Origin of the sequence: Methylotuvimicrobium sp. KM1, assembly GCF_044788715.1 — a bacterium.
Lineage (GTDB): Bacteria > Pseudomonadota > Gammaproteobacteria > Methylococcales > Methylomonadaceae > Methylotuvimicrobium.
The window spans coordinates 1,515,528-1,534,016 of record NZ_CP173170.1 but is presented as its reverse complement, the minus strand read 5'-3'; the positions used below and the strand labels follow the sequence as shown (position 1 = coordinate 1,534,016).

Genomic DNA, 18,489 nt, shown 5'->3' with positions numbered 1-18,489 from the left:
GGACATACTGGATAAATGCATCAAGCTCCAAAAAGCTTCATAACATCGACTTCGGCAGCTGTTACACCAATGAGACGAACTTTCTTCGCTTGTAACGCATTATGTCCATTGACAGTGACTTTAGAATACTGAGCGGCAGCCGTACCGAATATCTTTTCCATTCTAGAAAGGAAGTATTCGCTAGTGGCCTCAGGCACCACAATGTCAATCTTACTATTAGGATGACTGCGAAGAATATCGTTGAAATGTTCATCAGCATTATTGAAGGAATACCCGATAACGACTATATGCTGAGCATTCCTCACCCATTCCGAAGCTTTACCCCAAAGTTCAATGTAGCGATGTGACAGGATAGGTTTTAGCTTGAGTGGCGGCACTAAGGCCGGAATAACGTGCTTCTGTTGCCGAAGGTCCTCTGACACCACATCGACATTTGGAGCAATAATTTCACGGATAAATGTTGCCGGATCACAATCAAGAATGTTTTCTATAGGTAGCAAGTCACGGGTATCCATACGAACATAGTCTGCAAGCCCTCCGTGGAAGTAAACCGTCGAATCACCGAGGTGTTGCTGTAAGAATGCGGTGTAATTAAGAGTGATAGCTCTGAGGTCTTTAGGAAGCGTCCCGTAAAAAGGAAGTAGTTTTCCACTATGAGTACAAATAACTTCTTTTTGCTTCGCAACCAGATAGGCCCAAAGTGACCATGAGATATACAAGTAATTTTTTATATCCGATGGTTTATCGTTATAAAAACCAAGAAACTTCTCTATCAACAAGTTCTCAATATTCAGCATATCCGCACCCAAGGCAGCAGCCACTTCGTGGCGGTCACCACTCAACCCTATTTTCAGAGTACGTTTTAGAACAGTTTTAAAAGTATCGGAAAGTGACAACTTATGAATATCAAGGATTGAATCACTGTCGATTAAGTCGTCTGCATCGACTGGGAACACCTCCCGAATTAGTGCTTCCGTTTCGTCATCCAGGTAACTTTGCTCTGCAATGGAGGCAAGCTTGTTAAATAGCCGAATAATCAATTCGCCGTGCTTATGGACATTTTCTTTGCCAGGAGGTAGGTTTTTTATTACTTCTTGAACACGTTGCACCATCGCTTTCTGCTCGTGCGTGTCTCTGGTGGCTATTTTGTCCACTGCTCTAGCAATCATATTGTTAAAGCTGAACCGCAACCCCGGAAGCATTGCACGCAATGCTTCATCAACGCTTTTTCCTGGGCCATCAAGGTAACGGGTCACATCGGCCAACAACGTATTGGCAAGCGGGAAATCGATACCAGTCGTCCGATCGACGCCTGCGCCAAGAATTAACAATTTATCGCCCACTACTTTCCCCTTATGTTTTTGCTATTAGCGAATAATGCCCTGTTTACATAGCGATTTAAGCAAATTGCCGGATGGCTTTAACCCAACAGAGCTATACTTATTTCCATTCCGATCAAGCAACGGTCAAGCAAATATATTTTATATTTGTATTGATTATCATAAAGTTATAGCTAATGACTGTTGCAGGAATTCATCTCAGTCAAGCATCAGTCAAGCAAAATGCTAAGCCCAAAACGGAATGTAGCGCATTGCCTTGGTTCCGGCATCCGGGTCATAAGGGCGAATAACTCCTACGTCCGAAGCTTGTTTGATGATTCGGCTGATCATTGCGCTGTTTTTTTCAGCAAAGCCCAAACGCTCTCGCAGAGAGGTATTGTTCATGGGCTCTCGATTAACGTATTTAAGGCAACAATGCAGGTAACAAGCCCGAATACGGTCTTCTTTATCCATGTCTTTAAATGCTTTATGACCGAAAAGTACTGCGCGAGTATGTTCCGAAGTCACTTCGAAGGCTGGTGCCGGAAGCTGATAAACTTCGGTTTGGAAAACAACTTTGTCGATACCGCTGCCGCGTTCTTCGCAAATTCCTATCCTACGCAGAAACGACGCCAAGCCTTCGTTACGGCTACGAGGCGGGCTATCAAGGAAGCGTTGAGTATCAACCAGAGGAATTCCGGGATTGGTAATTTCCATGCGATCGGAAAAAATCTCGATCATCGGCCCGGTACCTGAAAGTGTAAAATCCTGATGGATGATGGCGTTAGCAACCAATTCTCGAATCGCCAATTCAGGAAACATCGGAACCGATTTCCGCAATGCTTGCCCGATCACCTCGTTTTCGGGCAGAAGATTATTGATAAATCCGATTAAACCTTCAAAGCCTGAAGCATAGCCTTTATTTCCACTAATCTCGCGAATCGTTTCAATCCGGTTATTGCTTCTATACACGATGACTCGAACCGCTTTACGCGACAAATGAGGAAAATCGTTCAACTGCTTAGCAAGCAATACCGCACCTAAATTGGAAATATGCCAATCTCCACTGTCACTTTTGACAATCATGCGGTCAGCTTCTAAAGCCTCTAATATACCGGTACGATTTTCGGGTAAAGGTTGATCAAGTAAATCGAAATAGCTGGGGTAATCTAATTTCTTTAAAACCTGCTCGCTGCTTTGGTTTTCTGCCGCCAACTGTCGTTCAAACGGAATTCGATCAAACGCACGCCATAATTCACGTTCCTTTGCCGAGTGATCCCTAAGTTTTTTCTTGTACGACCCAATACGAATATACTCAGTGCCGTCAAATTGAACAGGTGTATGATTTGCTGCGGCAATTTCAAGAATAACAAACGGCTTGCCATCACTCTCGAACTCCAGAAACTGAAAATGAATTTTGGGGTTCATTTTCTGTAATAACCAATTTTCCAACTCCTGTTGTTTATGGCGTGCTTTAGACGGCTTAAAGTCGGTTCCGACAAGCGCATGATCTTCATCGGCAATGCCCCACACGATATAAGCCGATTGTTTACCCAGTAAGGCGGCGGAATTAGCCAGCGCGGAAATATATTCCCCGATCATCGAAGGATCGTCGTTGTTAAGCTTAAACTCGACCCATTCCGTTTCTTTTGGAAGTTTGCATAATTCTCGGAGCAAGCTGGCCAGTTGTTCTTGGTTGAGTTGAACTGCCATTAGAGTTCACCTGAGAAGGCTTTTTGGCTTAGTGAATTAAAGATATCTTCAGAGATTTTTAAACTTTGAATCGCTTTATCTTTCTTCCTTTCGATTGCACCCATTAACCGTGCGAATTTTTGTTGAGCATCAATTGAAGGAAAAATAATTGGAAATTCTTCAAGATGCTCTTTGTTAATCTGACGCTTATCGATCCCGCCAACGCAAACACTGCGAATATAGTCACGATATTCATCAGTTGTAAGGATGTATAAAACGAACTCATTGATTATCTTTTCCGTTAATCTTATAAAGTATACGTGGCCGTTAACATTAGCACTATCATCCTTACCTAAGAACATAGAGGCTCGCCCTAAACTGCTATTTTCAGTGTTAAAGCGCCCAGTTTTAGTCACCAAAATATCTCTATTTTTCAGGCTACTTTTTCGCAACTTTTGATGGGTAGCTTCGTCGATATAAACGACATCATCCAGGATTAATTTTCTTTTCCAGACATTCTGACTTCTGAAAAAAGTTATTCCTTTCTCAACGTAATTTTCTTTTCCTCCTTTTGGCGTAGAACCACTCCCAATTTGTGAAGATAAATCCTTTAACTTTTTAACCTCCCAACCTTTAGGGTTCGATATTGGGTCGCCAAACATATCCAGAAACACGGAACGCAGGAATTCGTCGGCGAGTTGGATGGCTTGCTGGCGTTTGCGGCGGATGGCGTCGGCTTTGTCGAGGATGGCGGCGATGCGCTTTTGTTCGGGTAGCGGTGGGAGGGGGATTTCTAATCGCTTTAAGAAATCAGCAGGCACACGCTTTTGTCCTGCGCTACCTGTCATATTTCGTTCTCCAACGAAGCGTAATGCTGGATTCCATAAAAGATAGAATAGATACTTTCCATCAAGCAGACCTGCATCAGGTCGAATGACATGAAACTCTGTAGATCCGAATCCAACTTGATGACTCATTTTCTCAATATAAGCCGCTTTCCCATTTTCGAAACAAGGTGTAATTTTCGCTAATAGAACATCTCCACGCTCAAAATATGTGAACCCTTTTTTGGTGTCTGACAATACTCTGGTTTCTTCTTCCAATATTTGACCATCCTCCGAAACAGCCGCCATTGGAAGGAAATTTACGTTTTGGCTTTGGTCAATATCTTTAGGCAACCTAGGATTTACTGTGGCCACGGATTCAAGCTGAACACGACGCATCACAACCCCCCCTCCAACATCCACACCACAACCGAAACCTCACCAAACCCAATCAACGCGTTATTCATCATCCTCTCCCAGTTCCTTCGCCAATTCCGCCTCGATCATTTCAATACTGGGCAGACTGGCTTTCAGGTCGTCCGGCAATGCTTGGGTCAGTTGATATTCCGATACGCCAATGGGTGTGTTAATGCCCCTTAAGGCATATTCCGCAATCAGTTTGTCTTTAGTGCGGCAGAGTAACAAGCCAACGGTGGGTTGGTCGCTTTCGCTTTTTAATTGGCCGTCAACGGCGTTAATGTAGAAGTTGAGCTTGCCGGCGTATTCCGGCGCAAAATCGGTGGCCTTGAGTTCGATCACCACATAACAGTGCAATTGCGTGTGGTAGAACAAAAGATCCAGATAGAAGTCTTTATCACCGACGGCAATGGGCACCTGCTGGCCCATATACGCAAAACCGGCGCCCAATTCCAGCAAAAACTGGGTCATGTGTTTTACCAGGCCTTTTTCCAGTTCATGTTCGTTGTGGTCTTCGGTCAACGCCAGAAAGTCGAAAACATAAGGGTCTTTTAAACTTTGTTGTGCGAGATCGGATTGTGTAGAGGGTAAGGTCTTGGAAAAATTGCTTATCGCTTTGCCCTTGCGTTGCCATAATCCGCTGTCTATCTGATGCACTAAGACATTACGGCTCCAGCCAAACTCCAGCGTTTCGCGTACATAAAATAGGGCTTCTTCCCGGCTTTGTGCTTTACTGACGATGATGACATTATGCCACCATGGGATTTGTAAAAATTGCGTAGCAGCCTGCTGCGCAAATTCGATATCACCGGACCAAAAGCGATACCACCTGCGAATCTGTTCCAGATTACGCTTGGAAAAACCTTTGACGTCGGGAAACTCCCTCATCAAGTCTTGGCTTAATTGGGTTAAAAACCCTTGTCCCCACTGGCTGTTTTGTTGCTTGTCAAGAATTTCACCACCCAGCTGCCAGTAAAACTCCAGCAATTCCCTGTTGACGGCAACGGCAGCTTTTAGCTGACGTTGCCGAAAGCTTTGTTTCAGTTCGGCAAGCCATTGCTGGTAGTCTTTGCTTTGCGTGATGGCATCATTTTTATTCATAACATCCCCTCTAGGTCCTTGAGGTCTTGCATGATATCGGTTTCCAAATCCATCAGGCGTTTCAATATAACTTTCGGTTCTTCATATTCCTCTTCCTGATACACCGTTTCCTTATAGCGATTGATGGACAGATCATATTTGTTGTCGGCAATGACTTTGGCATCGACGACAAACGCCTTTTGCGTTTTGTCGCCAAAGGCTTTTTCAATTTCGGCTGCCGGCGCATTTGTTTCAACGAACGCCCTATATTTTTTCCACTGGGCAATGGCGTCCGGCAGGTCGTTACTCCCCTCGCCTTTCAGTGGTGTGCGCTTATCATCTAAGGAATAACCATCCGCTTGCAGGTCGTAGAACCAAACCCGTTCGGTGGCGCCGCCTTTGGTGAATATCAGAATGGCGGTGCTGACTCCGGCATAGGGTTTGAACACACCGCTGGGCAAACTGACAATGCCTTCGAGCTGGTTGTTGTCGATTAACTCTTGGCGCAATTGCTGATGGGCTTTGGAGGAGCCAAACAGAACCCCATCGGGCACAATCACCGCGGCCCGGCCACCGAGTTTCAGCGCGCGTAGAATATGGGCGACGAACAGTAGTTCGGTTTTCTTGGTTTTAACCAGCCCTAACACATCAGGATTGGTATTGGTTTCGTCCAGACTGCCTTTGAATGGCGGGTTCGCCAACACCACATCAAAGAAATTTTCTTCCTGTCTGGGATAATGCTCTTTAACGGATTTGCTTAAAGAGTCCTGATACAAAATATTCGCACCGTTGACGCCATGCAGCGCCATGTTCATGCTGGAGACGCGCAGCATGGTGGTGTCGAAATCGAAGCCCCAGAACATGTGCTTGTTGATGTGGCCGCGAAAAGGCTCCAACAAGTCGCCGGTATAATGCTTGTTGCCGTCTTCGTCTTCGAAAGTACCTGCGTCGCTGGAATGCTGTCGGTTTAAGTATTCCATAGTCCGCGCTAGAAACCCGGCGGTGCCGCAAGCCGGATCTCCGATCACCTCGCTCGGCTGCGGATCGATCAGCTCGACCATCGCATCGATAATATGACGCGGCGTGCGAAACTGCCCGTTAATACCGGCAGTGGTCAGTTTACTGAGCAGGTATTCGTAGATATCGCCTTTAACATCGCTTTGCATCAGCGGCAGTTCGTCGACCCTTTCGATAGCGGATACCAAGACCGACTCGTTTTTAATTTCCAGGTCGGCATCCTGCATGTATTCGCCAATATGACCCAATGCTTCCAGTGCATCGCCTTCGTTACCCAATCCCTCTTCGTCATCGGATTTTTGGCCTAGTTTGGCAAAGTTAGGATAAACATTATTTTTAAGGTGTTTGTGCAGCTCTGTACCGCTAAGGTTCTTAAAGTTCTTCCAACGCAAAAGTTGGCCTTCGGGTGTGTTGGGGAATAGCCGGTCGAAGTTTTTGCCCGTGCGCGCGGCTTTGCGTTCGGCCACATCTTCCTGCATGTCCAGCATGCGGGCGAACATCAGGTAGCTGATTTGCTCGATTACGGTTAAGGGGTTGGTGATGCCCCCGGTCCAGAACTTTTCCCAAAGTTTGTCGATGTCGTTTCTTAGTTGGCCTGTTAGCATGTGTTTTTGTTAATCCGTGTGAGTACGCAATTATGTGTCCGGCTTAATTCGAGAGACAGTGTCTCCCGAATTGGAAAGGTCAGATTTCTCCAAGCAGAGCTTGACGGTAGGCATTCCCAAGCAGAGCTCTCATCGTTATACATAAGTCTTAATAAGCCAATGAAATCAATGCTGTTGTCGTTTAGCAACAGCATTGATTTATAAGTGTTTTTGGCACTTGTGTATAACGGCGAGAGCAGAGCTCGGGAACGAGCTACATACAACGAGTATAAAGGTTTTCTGGGATCGAGTGCTTACCCATCATGCTTGCGCCTCCTGCTTTAAGAAAGGTTTCAGTACGGCAATCAGATCATCGGCATCCTCCGGTTTGAATACCCCGTCGATACCTTCGTGCGAAACGCTGTCGAAAGGCGGTTCGTAAAGTTTTTCCACCACGATGGAGCCGTGCTGGGCAATGTAGTTTTTTAGCAAGTTTAAGAATCGTACTTGCTGGGCCGTGAGGCTGGGATGATCGTGCAGAAAGCCTTTGAAGTGGTCTTCTATGGCTTCTGGATCGAGGCCGATCAATTCGCGCACCGTCAACTGCAATTGGTCTGCGGTGCGCCCATAAAATTCATTAAGGATCTCCAGACTAACGCCCGGATGGCTGGTGAGTATGGTCGATGTCAGTGACTTCAATTCAGACTCGGCGATGGCTTCGCCTTTGCGTATTTTCTGCAAAGTCGGGTTTGCGGCGATCATGCCATCCAATATGCCTTTCAAGCGGCGACGGTAGAGCATCGCTTCGTTGGCGCCGGCGATTCTTACTTCGCGTTCAAATTCCTCAACTCCCGAATCACCGGTTTTAGTGTTTGGTGTGACATAGGCGCCTCCGCTACCCGATTGCCGGTATTTCATGATGCCGCGCAATTCTTTACGGGCGGTTTCCAGTTTTTCGATGCTGGGTTGCTGCCAGAATTCGGCGCTGCGTACCTCGGCGATGACCGCGTCTTTTTGACGAACGGCTTGAATGTTGACTGCGAGTTTGTCGAGTTCGGCCAATAACTGATCGCGACCGTCATCAAAGCAACTGGCTTGCTCAACCAGGCAACGTTCAATATTTACAATGAGCTTGTCCAATGCGGTGGCGTGCTTGTCGCGTAATACTCGGGCGGCCATCAACGGCGCAATCGTATTCGCCAATAGGTGTTGGGTTTTTGCGTCCAGCGTTTTTAACGAATCGGTTTGCTGGAGTTGATGCACCACGCGCAGTTCTCGTTTGACTGCAATGCTGGTGTCGGGCAGGTCATTGATGTCCGCGCGCAACAATTCAATGGCCGTATCAAAAGCGGATGCATGATTTTGCTTGAGCGCCGCCTGGGCGAGTGCCAAGCGCGCTTCGAAGGTAGTTTGCAACAGCGACTTGCCGCCCGTGTCTTCCGGCTCTTGGTATTCTTGTTCGAAAAAATCGAAATTGCCGTAATGATCGAAGATTAAAAACTCGGTTTTGTGTTTGCCCGGTCCGAACAGATTGGGGCGCAAACGGGTACCCCGGCCAATCATTTGCCAGAATTTCACCCAAGACTTGACCGACTTCGCAAAGACCAGGTTAACCACTTCGGGCACATCGATACCGGTGTCGAGCATATCGACCGATATGGCGATGCGGAAATCATTGTCGGGCTTTTTGAATTCTTTGATCAGGCTGTCCACATGCGGAATCGCGTTATGAATCACTTTACATACTTTGCTGCCGTATTGCGGGTACAGTTTGCAAAATAGCTTTTCCAGATGCTCGGCATGATCTTGGCGCTGGGCAAAAATAATGGTCTTACCGACCAAAGACCCGGTTTCGTCTTTAATGCCGTTGTTGATGAGATTTTCCAAAATGATACGATCGGTATCTTCGCTGAAAATTTTACGGCCGATGTCTTTGCCGGCGATGGTAGTGTTTTTGGCTTCTTCCTCGCCTAGGTCTTCTTCGAGCTGGCGTTGTTGCGCTTCTGTTAGATCGTTGTAATGAATCCCGTCGCGCAAGAAATCCGTGGTGAGATCCTTAGCCCGGAACGGTACTAGATAAGGCGGTTCGTTATTGATCGCGGCATCGAGGCCAAATTCGAAGGTGGGATCGGTGGTTTCGCAATCGAATAGTTCGAAGGTGTTACGGCTGATGAATTTAACCGGCGTGGCGGTGAGCCCTACTTGTAAGGCGTCAAAGTAGTCGAACAGATCCCGGTATTTGTTATAGATACTGCGATGGCTTTCATCGGCGATGATGAGATCGAAAAAGCCGACATCGAGCTGAGTAAATCGGTTCATCATGCCCGGATAGGTTGCAATAAAAACGCGAGCCGTTTGATCGATGCGGTTGGTTTCACCGATGATGCAACGGGGTTCGCTGGGCAGGTTTTGCTTAAAGGCCTCATCGGCCTGTATCCGCAGTTCTTTGCGATCGCACAGGAACAGTACGCGCTTGGCCCAACCGGTGCGCAACAGGAGTTCGTCCAAGGCGATGGCCACTCGGGTTTTACCGGTTCCCGTTGCCTGAATGATCAATGCTTTGCGGCGTTGGTTCTGGAAGTGCGCGGCAACCGTTTTAACTGCTTCGATCTGATAGGGGCGATCGGCAATGCTGAGTTTGGGATTGAATTTTTCCAATTCGGCGGCGCGATAATGACGCTGGTAAATCAGGTAGTCCAGGCTTTCTTTGCTGTAAAAGCCATAAACCGGGCGGTAGGTGTTATATTGATGATCATCCCAGATAAATGTCTCGTAACCGTTGCCGTAGAAAATGACCGGTCGCTGGTAACCCATGTATTCAAAGGCATCCGCGTATAGACGGGCTTGTTCTCGCCCCGCTTGCAAGTTGGTTTGACCGGATTTTTTCGCTTCGATCAACGCCAAGGGCTGGCCGTTATCGCCCCAAAGCACGTAATCCACATAGCCCTTGCCTGATGGGTTGTCGGGATAGAGTACTTCAAATTCTTGCCCGATCTGCTGTGGATTTTTAATGTCCCAACCGGCTTGCAATAACATGGCGTCGATCAGTAAGGCTCGGGTTTTGGCTTCGTTCCATTGCAAACTGTCGGCCACCTGCTGGCTTTGTTGTTTACGTTTTTGCTGATCCGGCTTGGCAGGCGGCTCCAAACGATCGATGTTTTTGGTGCGCTCACGCTCAAGCGCATCCATGACGCGCTGCAGTTCGTCTTGCTGTTTTTGCAGCTCCTTTTCGTAACTGGAAACCGATTTTTGCAGCTGGTTGAGGGTAGAGGTAGGATCTTTTACGTCCTGAAAGGCGGGGATGGCGTCTTTCGTTTTACCGTAGTATTTGATCCCCATATACATGGCAATCTGATGCGCCGTACCCAAAGCCATTTGCGCATTACGAATTTCGCCTTTGGCGCCATGCGCGGTGTCGTTGCCTTGAATCCGTAGAAAATTGATCTGGTGAATGAGCGATTGACTGACGCAATCTTTAAACACCGGATTCTTGATTAGCTCATAAAAGCTGGATTGCGGCAGTCGTGGTAATCGCTCTTCCTTGTAGATCGTTTTGGTGAGTTCTTCCGCAAAGTTTCTTAAACGCGTTAATGCACTACCTGGATCGATATGAAGCACAGCCTCGGCCAATCCGCCTAAATTGGCCAGCACCTGATGCTGTGGCCTGAGAAATTCAAAATTGATAGATTTCATAAAGATTATTCTGTCCATACCGGCTTTACAGCGAAAGCCGTGCCAATGTTTATTTTACATCGTATTTTTCGATCCAATTATTCAATGTCTGATAATTTTTCAGACCTAGCATGGCCGCCGCTTTACTTTTATTGCCATGGTTTTCATTGAGTGCACGTTCGATGTAATGCGTGCTAACTTCTTTTATAATTTCACTTATATCAATACCTTGAGATATATCCCTACCTAATATTCGGTCTTGACTCGGGCGGCTTTCAAGCAATGCATCGCGAATATCGTCCGCGGACAGAAGCTCACTCGGTTGCCATAGAGATGCACGGAGTATGGTCGCTTGAAGCTCTCTTACATTACCAGGCCAACCGTAGTGCGTTATAAATTTTATTGCGTTAGCAGAAAATTTTTTATGAATATAACCAGGAACATTAGCGGCATCATGGTTAACTTTTTCCAATAACTTTTTTGCAAGCAAAGGCAAATCACCTTGTCGCTCACGAAGCGATGGAAGGGTAATCATGCCTACTGCCACTCGATAAAATAAATCTTCTCGAAATTTGCCTTCGGCAATACAGTCAATCAGGTTACGGTTAGTGGCAGCAATAATGCGCACATCGACCCGTTTCTCAGTTGTAGAACCTACCGGAGTCAGCGTTCCTTGTTGAAGTACCCGTAAAAGTCTTACCTGTGATTCCAACGGCAATTCGCCAAACTCGTCCAAGAATAAGGTGCCGCCATCAGCCTGCTCAAAATATCCTTTCTTTGATACATTCGCTCCAGTAAACGCACCTTTAGTATGGCCAAATAGCGTCGTATCTATTAGATCTTTTGGAATTGCACCACAATTTAATGTCAATAATGGCATGTCAGACCGGCGACTCGCATTGTGAATTGCCTTGGCAAATAACTCTTTTCCCGTTCCGGTTTCGCCATGAATCAACACCGGAACGTCTCGTTGAGCAATAGTCGCCGCTTTCTGTTTCAAAGTTTCCATTATGCCAGATTGCGTCAATATGTCGGCAAATGCCGCAGTATTGGGCGCTTGTCCTGAAAACAAGTTTGAAAACTTCGCATCAGTCCTTTTTGCTAATGCAGGTAAAAAGTCGGCAACGATATCAAATGGCAAGTCCGGCTCAGAGACTCCTTGTTCGATGGAGGACTGCACGAACTTCGTCGAGTACTTGGCTTTACCCAATAGTATCGAAACAGCCGTCATAGCCGGAGTGCCCGACGTTATTTGGATTGTATGCTCGGCGTTTGGATAAGCGCTTTGGGCTTTATCCAGCATCGAATCAAAGACGCGATAAATATCTCCAAAATGCGTTGGATCGGATAATGAAACCGGATTTTTTATAATGGTTACGTCGAATCGCTCCTCAATATGGCGGAGAAACGAAGTAACCTCAGTTTCAGGTTTATCGTATATCAGGTATAGGACATCATAACGCGAAGCCTCCAAGATACTTTCTAACGGTCCTGAACGCTCCGGATTCGATGCCTCACGAATATCCGTGTTGCCAATCCAAGAAAAAAGCAATCTATTTTTCATTGATAATTTTATCAATTTAATAAAATAATTTATGTTTAGTATCCGCGAAAATGAAGTACTGTCAATCCTGTAATCGTTACTTGAATGCTATCCTGTTGAGGCATTTTCACCGAAATGGTTGAAGATGTTCCCAGCTGCTGGCTAACTTATTTCGGAAGACTGAGGATCCAGAAGAAACAGATAGGCGCATTACTTAATCGTGTTATCGCATTGCAAGATGCTTTTAGTGACCGGGCTTACTGGTTTGCAGGATTGGCTAAGGGATGCGGAAAGGCCTTAGTTTTTTAACAAAAATTAATTAGCACAAGCGACTAAAAGTAATGCCGTTAAATTAGGAAAAATTAAGGGAAGAAGCTGACAGCCGTCTATCCTATGGCTTAATATCCCTTCAGGGTCGACAGCCCCCGATGACCCTGTTATCAAGAATGAATCTTAGTCAAATGCGGATTAGCCGTTGGCAGCTCTTTTCCTCCGAATACCAGCGACACCTCATGAAAAAGTATCACATTGATCGCGGCCGATTTGTTGCCGCCTTCGACTCGGTATTTGATCACATTCAAGCTTTGGGCATCGCGCACATGCCAATTTTTCTTCAATACTTTTTTCTGGATGGACGCCCAGTCTGTGTTGCCGTTGGTTTGTGCCGAAGCATAATCTTGGAATATACCGGGCGTCATTAGCGCGACGCCTTCGTTGACCACATGCACCCGCGCTTTGGGCCGATTGGTTTTTATTTCGCCGCTTTGTATGCCGTTGCGTAGCCACGCAAAAAACGTTTCGGCTGGATCGTCCGTTTCATCATTGACCGGTACAGCCGATTCCGATTGTGCATTAAGATGGTTTTTCGGTTCTGTTGTGATGGTATCCGGATCGGGATTTGCCGGTTGACTTTCATCGAGGGCACTCTCGTCTGAGGGTAAGAAATTCAATAAATCGAATTCGTGCTGAGGTCGTTGCCGAATTGAGACCGATGACTCCTCTTCTGGCTCCGTGGTCAAATTCGTGTCGATTACCTGATTATGCTGTGATTCTTCGAATAGTGCTTGATCCGAACCGGTCTTCATTTGCATTATTTCATGACGTGGCCGACTTTTTTCGTTGCCCGCCGAGGCGTCTAACTTCGTTGATGCCTCCATTTCGACCGGAATGATGCGTCCCTCGAATGCCTTCGGTCGATTTTCAGGATTACTCCAAATTTTCGCCACTGCTATCCGGATCATCGTCAATTCATTACGCCACCCTTCCCCTTGGACAACGACCGGCCAGATGGCTTTATCGCCGCACGGGATCAATACGCCATGCTCCTGAAGAATGTCGAACAGTCGGCCGTTTTTCGTGGGTATGCCGGTATGTCCTTCTTGGGTTAATTGATCTCTGATCGCATCCACGGTTCGCTTACTCACCAACCAACAGTCATCTCCGCTAATCCATCCGGCGGCTCCGTTTCTGTTTAACGGCAGCTCTCCTGCGTTCAATAAATAGCGTAAAGCCGTCAGCATTTTTTCATGCAACGGTTTAGTCTTGACCATCGGCATCCGGCTGGCGTCTGCCCCTAAGTTGGTGGCCACCGATTTGCCATCGGCGATCCCGACAATCTCCCCGATGGATGACGCATTGTCGAGGTCGCCCGATACGCACGCTAACCATTGAGCAAATATGTATCGATCTCCTGAGATCCAATTTAATGCGTAGCCAGGAATAATCCGATGGATTAATAATAATGACGCTTTTTCGTGTAAGCGGTATTGCCGGCCATGCAGGAATGCAGTGCTGTACCAGGCGCCCTGCTCGTCCAAAAACGAGTCCCAAGGCGACCATGACTTTGCTTGATGATCAAGGTCGTAAACGGTTACGGTTTGGTCGACGGCGACCTTGGCCAAGTCATGACAGAGCGCAGCCAGGAAAACGGCGTAGGTCCATAAGTCTTGTTTGGCCGCTATTTCTTCGGCACCGCCGGTTTCCGATAAAAGATACGAGCGTCGTAGCTTCAACGCATTGACACAGACTTCCAGGGTATGGGCCAGCATGCCTCCAGGGCCGGCATGATGATGCACTTCCGAGGCCGGCAGCAGTTGTACGAATCGCGCGAAATTGCGCAGCGCATGAAGATAATAGCGGTTGAAATTACGTTCCGACAAACCGGCCAATTCATTGATTTGTACAATCATGCCCTTGTGGCGAGCCAACAGATCGTCTACTTTCCGAACGGTCAGAATACCGCGAACATTTGGCGGAGCCGGCGTGATTGCTTCGGATTTATTCCGGTCTTTTTTTAACCACTTAAAATGCAACATGGGCTTACTCATCTCCTAACACTTTCTCGCGGTATTATCGCAATGCCCCATCCGGAGCGAGATAGTGGTGCGATATCGATGGCTTTCGACTCCGTGTCAAACCCATTTTTGCGCACAGTTCTGAATGAGTCAAACCTGCCCCACTCCCGTACCAACGAACCATCGCCGAATAGCTTTGGAGAAACAAACCTTTGGAAAAAGCGATACAAGTTTTAGCACCGTCGTGTCGTTCAAGATTCTGGTGATCCTTATTTCATAAGAATTTATGATGGATACTATTTTCTGGTGCGACTGAAGTAAGCGTTAGGTTTAGAGGCCTGAAAATAGCAATCGAATACCCTGCAATAATGATATCTTTGCTCGTTTGGCGCAACTGTCGGGTATTGATTTTGCTTGCCTCGGCAAATAAAGAATCCAGATGCATGCTCTGGACGCCGATATCGCCTGCTCCCGATTCTTGTAACGACGATTTTTTGCGCATTCGTCGGACTCTAAATATTCTTTGCTCACCAATCAGGCCCATTGATTCGCTGAGGATCAAAACCGTCTACCTGTTAGGAAAAGGTTGGACGACGTCTAAAGTTGCCGAAGCGCTGTTGATTGATCGGGAAACTGTACGGAATCACTTTAAGCGATATCGCAAAGGCGGTATCGAAGCGCTTCGGCAGAATGAGGCCGGCGGCAGTCAGGCGCTCCTCAACGAAGAAGAACAACAACGCGCTTTAGATCGGCATTTAAAAGAGCACCTTTATTTGACGGCCAAAGAAATCGCCCGCTATGTGAAACAGACGTGGGGCGTTTCTTACAGCGAAAGCGGAATTACGCAATTGCTCAAGCGTATGGGCTATGTCTATAAAAAACCGAAACTGGTACCTGGCAAAACCAATGCCGAAAAACAGCGCGAATTCATCAAGCTCTATCACGAACTCAAGGCGACCAAAGCGCCCGAGGATACGATTTACTTCATGGACGCCGTCCATCCTCAGCACAACCCAATTGCCGGCTATGGCTGGATCAAACGCGGTCAAGACCGCGAGATTCGCAGCAACACCGGTCGACGCCGTCTCAACATCAATGGCGTAATCGATTGTGTGAAGCAGCACGCCATTGTGCGCTATGACGACACCATCAACGCGCAATCCACGATTGCCTTGTTTCAGCAAATCGAAGCGCAACACCCTCATGCCGGTAAGATTGACATTGATTTGTGACAATGCTCGTTATTACCGGTCTCGACTCGTGACCGAGTATTTAGAGAATTCCAAGAATCAACTGGAATTCCTGTCTCCTTATGCGCCGAATCTTAATTTGATCGAGCGATATTGAAAGTTCTTCAAGAAGAAAGTGCTCTACGGCCGATATTATGAGACCTTCGATTCATTCAAAGCGGCCTGCGACCAATTCTCCGCCTCGACGGATCGTTATCGAGAGACTTTGCGTTCGCTATTGACCGATAGTCTTCAGCTCATCGGCTGCGCGTAACTGCCGAAATTATGTGCGATAGGTATAGTTATGGGCTGTACAAAGCGCAAAGCGCGTCGAGCGGACCTGGGATTTGTTGCTGCTGGCCTTGCGCGACCGGTATGAAAGCGCTGAAGAGGCAGTTAAAAAGCTTAAGCTGTAAGATTACGACGCCCCGCTAAGAATCCAGCAAAGAGACATACTTACCTAAGCTATTGCGCTACCGTAACAAACGACAACTTATCGATACCGGAGCGTTGCGCGCTGGCCATCACCTTGGCAACCGATTCGAACAACGCGGCCCGATCGGCTTGCAGCTGAATGCTGATTTCAGGATCACGTTCTTGCAAGGCTTTCAGTTCGCCTTCCAGATTCGGTAGCGGGATAGTTTTGTCATCCAGTTGCACTTCGCCGCCGGCGGTAACGGCCAGAATGGCGACATGCTTATCCGGTGCCGGTTCGGTCTGTTCGGTTTTGGGTAGCTTGACTTTGACGACTTGGGTTAATAACGGTGCGGTGACGATAAACACTACCAACAGTACCAGCATCACATCCACCAAAGGCGTGACATTGATTTCACTCATTTCTCCGCCATCTTCTTCGCTGGGAAATTGCATGGCCATGGCTTAGATCTCCTGAGTTTGGCGTTGGGATTGGGTGGCAACTAAATCGGTCTCGATACAACTGCGCATGAAGTCGGTGGCGATATGTTCCAAACCGGCTAGCAGCTGACGGTTCCGGCGTAGAAAAAAGTTGTAGCCAATCACTGCCGGAATGGCCACGGCTATTCCCAAAGCCGTAGCAATCAAGGCTTCGCCGATCGGTCCTGCAACGACCTCAAGACTGGCCGAACCTTGAACTCCGATATCTTTTAAGGCATGCATGATGCCCCACACCGTACCGAATAGACCGATAAACGGCGCAGTGCTGCCGATGCTGGCCAACCAGCCCAATCCTGAGTCCAGCAAAGCCTTTTCCTTTTGTAACTGTTGGCGCAACGTCCGTTCGATCAGCTCATGCCAGGCGGCATGGTCGGCTTTTTCATAGCGGGGTTGGCTCTGAGCCCGAACATAGGTTTGATGGCCGACCGCCAATACCCTCCCGGCTTGGATAAACCGAAGCTTACGCCGCCGCTGCTCCACCAGCGAAGACACCGATTTCGGCGACATCTCGCCTCTCAGTCTTTTGATCAATCGTTGATTGCGATAGCGATGCCAGCCGATTTCGCCGGCCTTTAGCAAGATCACGCTCCAAGTCAGCAATGAAAAAAAGCCCAGCGTGTATAACGTGCCGTCGACGATGGCGGTTTCGGAAAAGTTCATGATTTGCTCCTGAATAGTTTGTAGTTTTTGTCAATCATAATTATGTCTTGCCGCTCCTTGTAATCCTGCCGGATCCTCATGATCCGGTCAGGCCGGCATCCATTAGCATCCAGACAAGGTAGGCAGCCCGGCATTACAAGGAAGCTATTTCAATTGAAATACGATAGGGATATTGACCCAACTGGCCTCGGCGATTTCTCCGCGTTTAGCCGGCACAAACCGCCATTCCTTGACGGCATCCAGGGCCGATTCGTCGAGTACGTCATGGCCGCTGGAGCGTTGAATAGTCACCCGTTGCGTATGACCATCGGCACCGACATAGACGCGCAACACGACGGTGCCTTCCCACCCCCGGCGCCGGGCAAACATGGGATAAACCGGCTTGGGGTTATTCAGATAAGCGGCATTACTGTCGGCAGGCACAAAGATGTCGTTCCTTGGCGCGGCCATGGCGTCGTGTTGTTGGGTTTGAAGTGCCGCGGCGGCAGGCTGCACACTGTCCTGTTCTTCTTTTTGGACCTCGACTTGTTTCACAGCCGTTTCAGCGGGGCGTAACTTGGGTTTAGGTTTAACCTTCGGCTTGTCAGGCTTGGGCTGGGTAACTTTCTTCGGAGGATCCGGCTTGGGCGGCGCCAAGTCTTGATTCGCAACAGGTGCCGGCGGTGCCGATAATTCCATCGAGATCATCGGCAGCGGCGCTGCCGCGGAAAACGGCAAAGGCGCGGGTCTTGTTGCATACCAGAACAACAGATACCCATGCAACAACGTTACGACTAGCGTGACCAGCGCCACGGCGATAGGCCTGTGGCGGGATTTTGCCGGGATTTGTATGAGCTTGGGTGAAAAATCGTCCCGGCCATTCGCCGCGGAATCCGCCAAAAAAAAATGCCGGTTTCCTCGCCCGGGTCTATACCAATTGAACAGTTTGCTATTCATCGCCGTCCGACCCATTTTTCCGACATCCGCGGCGATCGCGATAACGCATCTCGATGGTCGTCGAGTCTTTGCAATGAGACTGTAAAGCTTTCTTGCCTGGCTTTACCGTTCGCCATTTGCTGCTCAAGCTGCTGCATTCGCGTTTGTAAAGATTCCAGCATTCCCAATGTCTGTTGAAACTGCTGATGCAGAAACTCAAAATGAATTTGAAAATAGCGCGCCGACGGGAATGAAGTTTCCGCGCATTGAACCGGTTCGGTTTCGGATTGTTCTGTTTCGGATGGGCTATGCATGGAACTGGCTCCTC

At 47.8% G+C, this 18,489-nt stretch carries 14 protein-coding genes; 2 read left to right on the top strand and 12 right to left on the bottom strand.

Annotated elements, in window-relative coordinates; all coding sequences use genetic code 11:
* Positions 1-20: 20 nt before the first annotated feature.
* From ACINK7_RS06535 to mobH, 8 genes are all read right to left on the bottom strand, one after another.
* Positions 21-1,343: a hypothetical protein gene (locus ACINK7_RS06535; RefSeq protein ID WP_404360504.1), complete on the bottom strand. Its 1,323-nt coding sequence runs from the start codon at positions 1,341-1,343 to the stop codon at positions 21-23.
* A 222-nt stretch (positions 1,344-1,565) separates the two neighbouring features.
* Positions 1,566-3,032 carry an ATP-binding protein gene (locus ACINK7_RS06530; RefSeq protein ID WP_404360503.1) on the bottom strand — a complete coding sequence of 489 codons (1,467 nt, stop codon included), beginning with the start codon at positions 3,030-3,032 and terminating at the stop codon, positions 1,566-1,568.
* The gene (locus ACINK7_RS06525) at positions 3,032-4,234 is read right to left on the bottom strand and encodes a restriction endonuclease subunit S (RefSeq protein ID WP_404361420.1); all 1,203 of its coding nucleotides are present in this window, start codon (positions 4,232-4,234) and stop codon (positions 3,032-3,034) included. Before ACINK7_RS06525 ends, ACINK7_RS06530 begins: the two co-directional genes overlap by 1 nt.
* 60 nt (positions 4,235-4,294) lie before the next feature.
* A complete protein-coding gene (locus ACINK7_RS06520; protein ID WP_404360501.1) occupies positions 4,295-5,353 on the bottom strand; it encodes a YhcG family protein in 1,059 nt (352 codons plus the stop codon).
* On the bottom strand, positions 5,350-6,954 hold the full coding sequence (locus ACINK7_RS06515; protein WP_404360500.1) for an N-6 DNA methylase: 1,605 nt from the start codon (positions 6,952-6,954) through the stop codon (positions 5,350-5,352). Before ACINK7_RS06515 ends, ACINK7_RS06520 begins: the two co-directional genes overlap by 4 nt.
* A gap of 300 nt (positions 6,955-7,254) precedes the next feature.
* Positions 7,255-10,626, bottom strand: a complete 3,372-nt coding sequence (locus ACINK7_RS06510) for a DEAD/DEAH box helicase family protein (RefSeq protein ID WP_404360499.1) — start codon at positions 10,624-10,626, stop codon at positions 7,255-7,257.
* 49 nt (positions 10,627-10,675) lie between these two features.
* Complete coding sequence (locus ACINK7_RS06505) at positions 10,676-12,169, bottom strand: sigma-54 interaction domain-containing protein (RefSeq protein WP_404360498.1); 1,494 nt, start codon at positions 12,167-12,169, stop codon at positions 10,676-10,678.
* A 419-nt stretch (positions 12,170-12,588) separates the two neighbouring features.
* Positions 12,589-14,463: a MobH family relaxase gene (gene mobH / locus ACINK7_RS06500; protein ID WP_404360497.1), complete on the bottom strand. Its 1,875-nt coding sequence runs from the start codon at positions 14,461-14,463 to the stop codon at positions 12,589-12,591.
* A gap of 347 nt (positions 14,464-14,810) precedes the next feature.
* Here mobH and ACINK7_RS06495 point away from each other — a divergent pair, with 347 nt between their 5' ends.
* Positions 14,811-15,674 carry an IS630 family transposase gene (locus ACINK7_RS06495; protein ID WP_404360496.1) on the top strand — a complete coding sequence of 288 codons (864 nt, stop codon included), beginning with the start codon at positions 14,811-14,813 and terminating at the stop codon, positions 15,672-15,674.
* Positions 15,580-15,789, top strand: a complete 210-nt coding sequence (locus tag ACINK7_RS06490) for a transposase (protein ID WP_404360495.1) — start codon at positions 15,580-15,582, stop codon at positions 15,787-15,789. The genes ACINK7_RS06495 and ACINK7_RS06490 overlap by 95 nt, the downstream gene beginning before the upstream one ends.
* Positions 15,790-16,136: 347 nt before the next feature.
* On the opposite strand, the gene ACINK7_RS06485 is transcribed toward ACINK7_RS06490, so the two are convergent.
* The 4 genes from ACINK7_RS06485 to ACINK7_RS06470 form a co-directional block, all read right to left on the bottom strand.
* Positions 16,137-16,547, bottom strand: a complete 411-nt coding sequence (locus ACINK7_RS06485; RefSeq protein WP_404360494.1) for an ExbD/TolR family protein — start codon at positions 16,545-16,547, stop codon at positions 16,137-16,139.
* A gap of 3 nt (positions 16,548-16,550) precedes the next feature.
* The gene (locus tag ACINK7_RS06480; RefSeq protein ID WP_404360493.1) at positions 16,551-17,246 is read right to left on the bottom strand and encodes a MotA/TolQ/ExbB proton channel family protein; all 696 of its coding nucleotides are present in this window, start codon (positions 17,244-17,246) and stop codon (positions 16,551-16,553) included.
* Between the two features lie 144 nt (positions 17,247-17,390).
* Positions 17,391-18,182, bottom strand: a complete 792-nt coding sequence (locus ACINK7_RS06475) for an energy transducer TonB (RefSeq protein ID WP_404360492.1) — start codon at positions 18,180-18,182, stop codon at positions 17,391-17,393.
* Positions 18,179-18,475, bottom strand: coding sequence for a hypothetical protein (locus tag ACINK7_RS06470; RefSeq protein WP_404360491.1), 297 nt, complete (start codon positions 18,473-18,475; stop codon positions 18,179-18,181). Before ACINK7_RS06470 ends, ACINK7_RS06475 begins: the two co-directional genes overlap by 4 nt.
* Positions 18,476-18,489: the final 14 nt, after the last annotated feature.

Excerpts from the sequence above, each read along its gene's own strand:
- ACINK7_RS06530 (WP_404360503.1), bottom strand. The coding sequence starts at position 3,032 with ATGGCAGTTCAACTCAACCAAGAACAACTGGCCAGCTTGCTCCGAGAA.
- ACINK7_RS06525 (WP_404361420.1), bottom strand. The coding sequence starts at position 4,234 with ATGCGTCGTGTTCAGCTTGAATCCGTGGCCACAGTAAATCCTAGGTTG.
- ACINK7_RS06520 (WP_404360501.1), bottom strand. The coding sequence starts at position 5,353 with ATGAATAAAAATGATGCCATCACGCAAAGCAAAGACTACCAGCAATGG.
- ACINK7_RS06515 (WP_404360500.1), bottom strand. The coding sequence starts at position 6,954 with ATGCTAACAGGCCAACTAAGAAACGACATCGACAAACTTTGGGAAAAG.
- ACINK7_RS06510 (WP_404360499.1), bottom strand. The coding sequence starts at position 10,626 with ATGAAATCTATCAATTTTGAATTTCTCAGGCCACAGCATCAGGTGCTG.
- ACINK7_RS06505 (WP_404360498.1), bottom strand. The coding sequence starts at position 12,169 with ATGAAAAATAGATTGCTTTTTTCTTGGATTGGCAACACGGATATTCGT.
- mobH (WP_404360497.1), bottom strand. The coding sequence starts at position 14,463 with ATGTTGCATTTTAAGTGGTTAAAAAAAGACCGGAATAAATCCGAAGCA.
- ACINK7_RS06495 (WP_404360496.1), top strand. The coding sequence starts at position 14,811 with ATGATATCTTTGCTCGTTTGGCGCAACTGTCGGGTATTGATTTTGCTT.
- ACINK7_RS06490 (WP_404360495.1), top strand. The coding sequence starts at position 15,580 with ATGACGACACCATCAACGCGCAATCCACGATTGCCTTGTTTCAGCAAA.
- ACINK7_RS06485 (WP_404360494.1), bottom strand. The coding sequence starts at position 16,547 with ATGGCCATGCAATTTCCCAGCGAAGAAGATGGCGGAGAAATGAGTGAA.
- ACINK7_RS06480 (WP_404360493.1), bottom strand. The coding sequence starts at position 17,246 with ATGAACTTTTCCGAAACCGCCATCGTCGACGGCACGTTATACACGCTG.
- ACINK7_RS06475 (WP_404360492.1), bottom strand. The coding sequence starts at position 18,182 with ATGAATAGCAAACTGTTCAATTGGTATAGACCCGGGCGAGGAAACCGG.
- ACINK7_RS06470 (WP_404360491.1), bottom strand. The coding sequence starts at position 18,475 with ATGCATAGCCCATCCGAAACAGAACAATCCGAAACCGAACCGGTTCAA.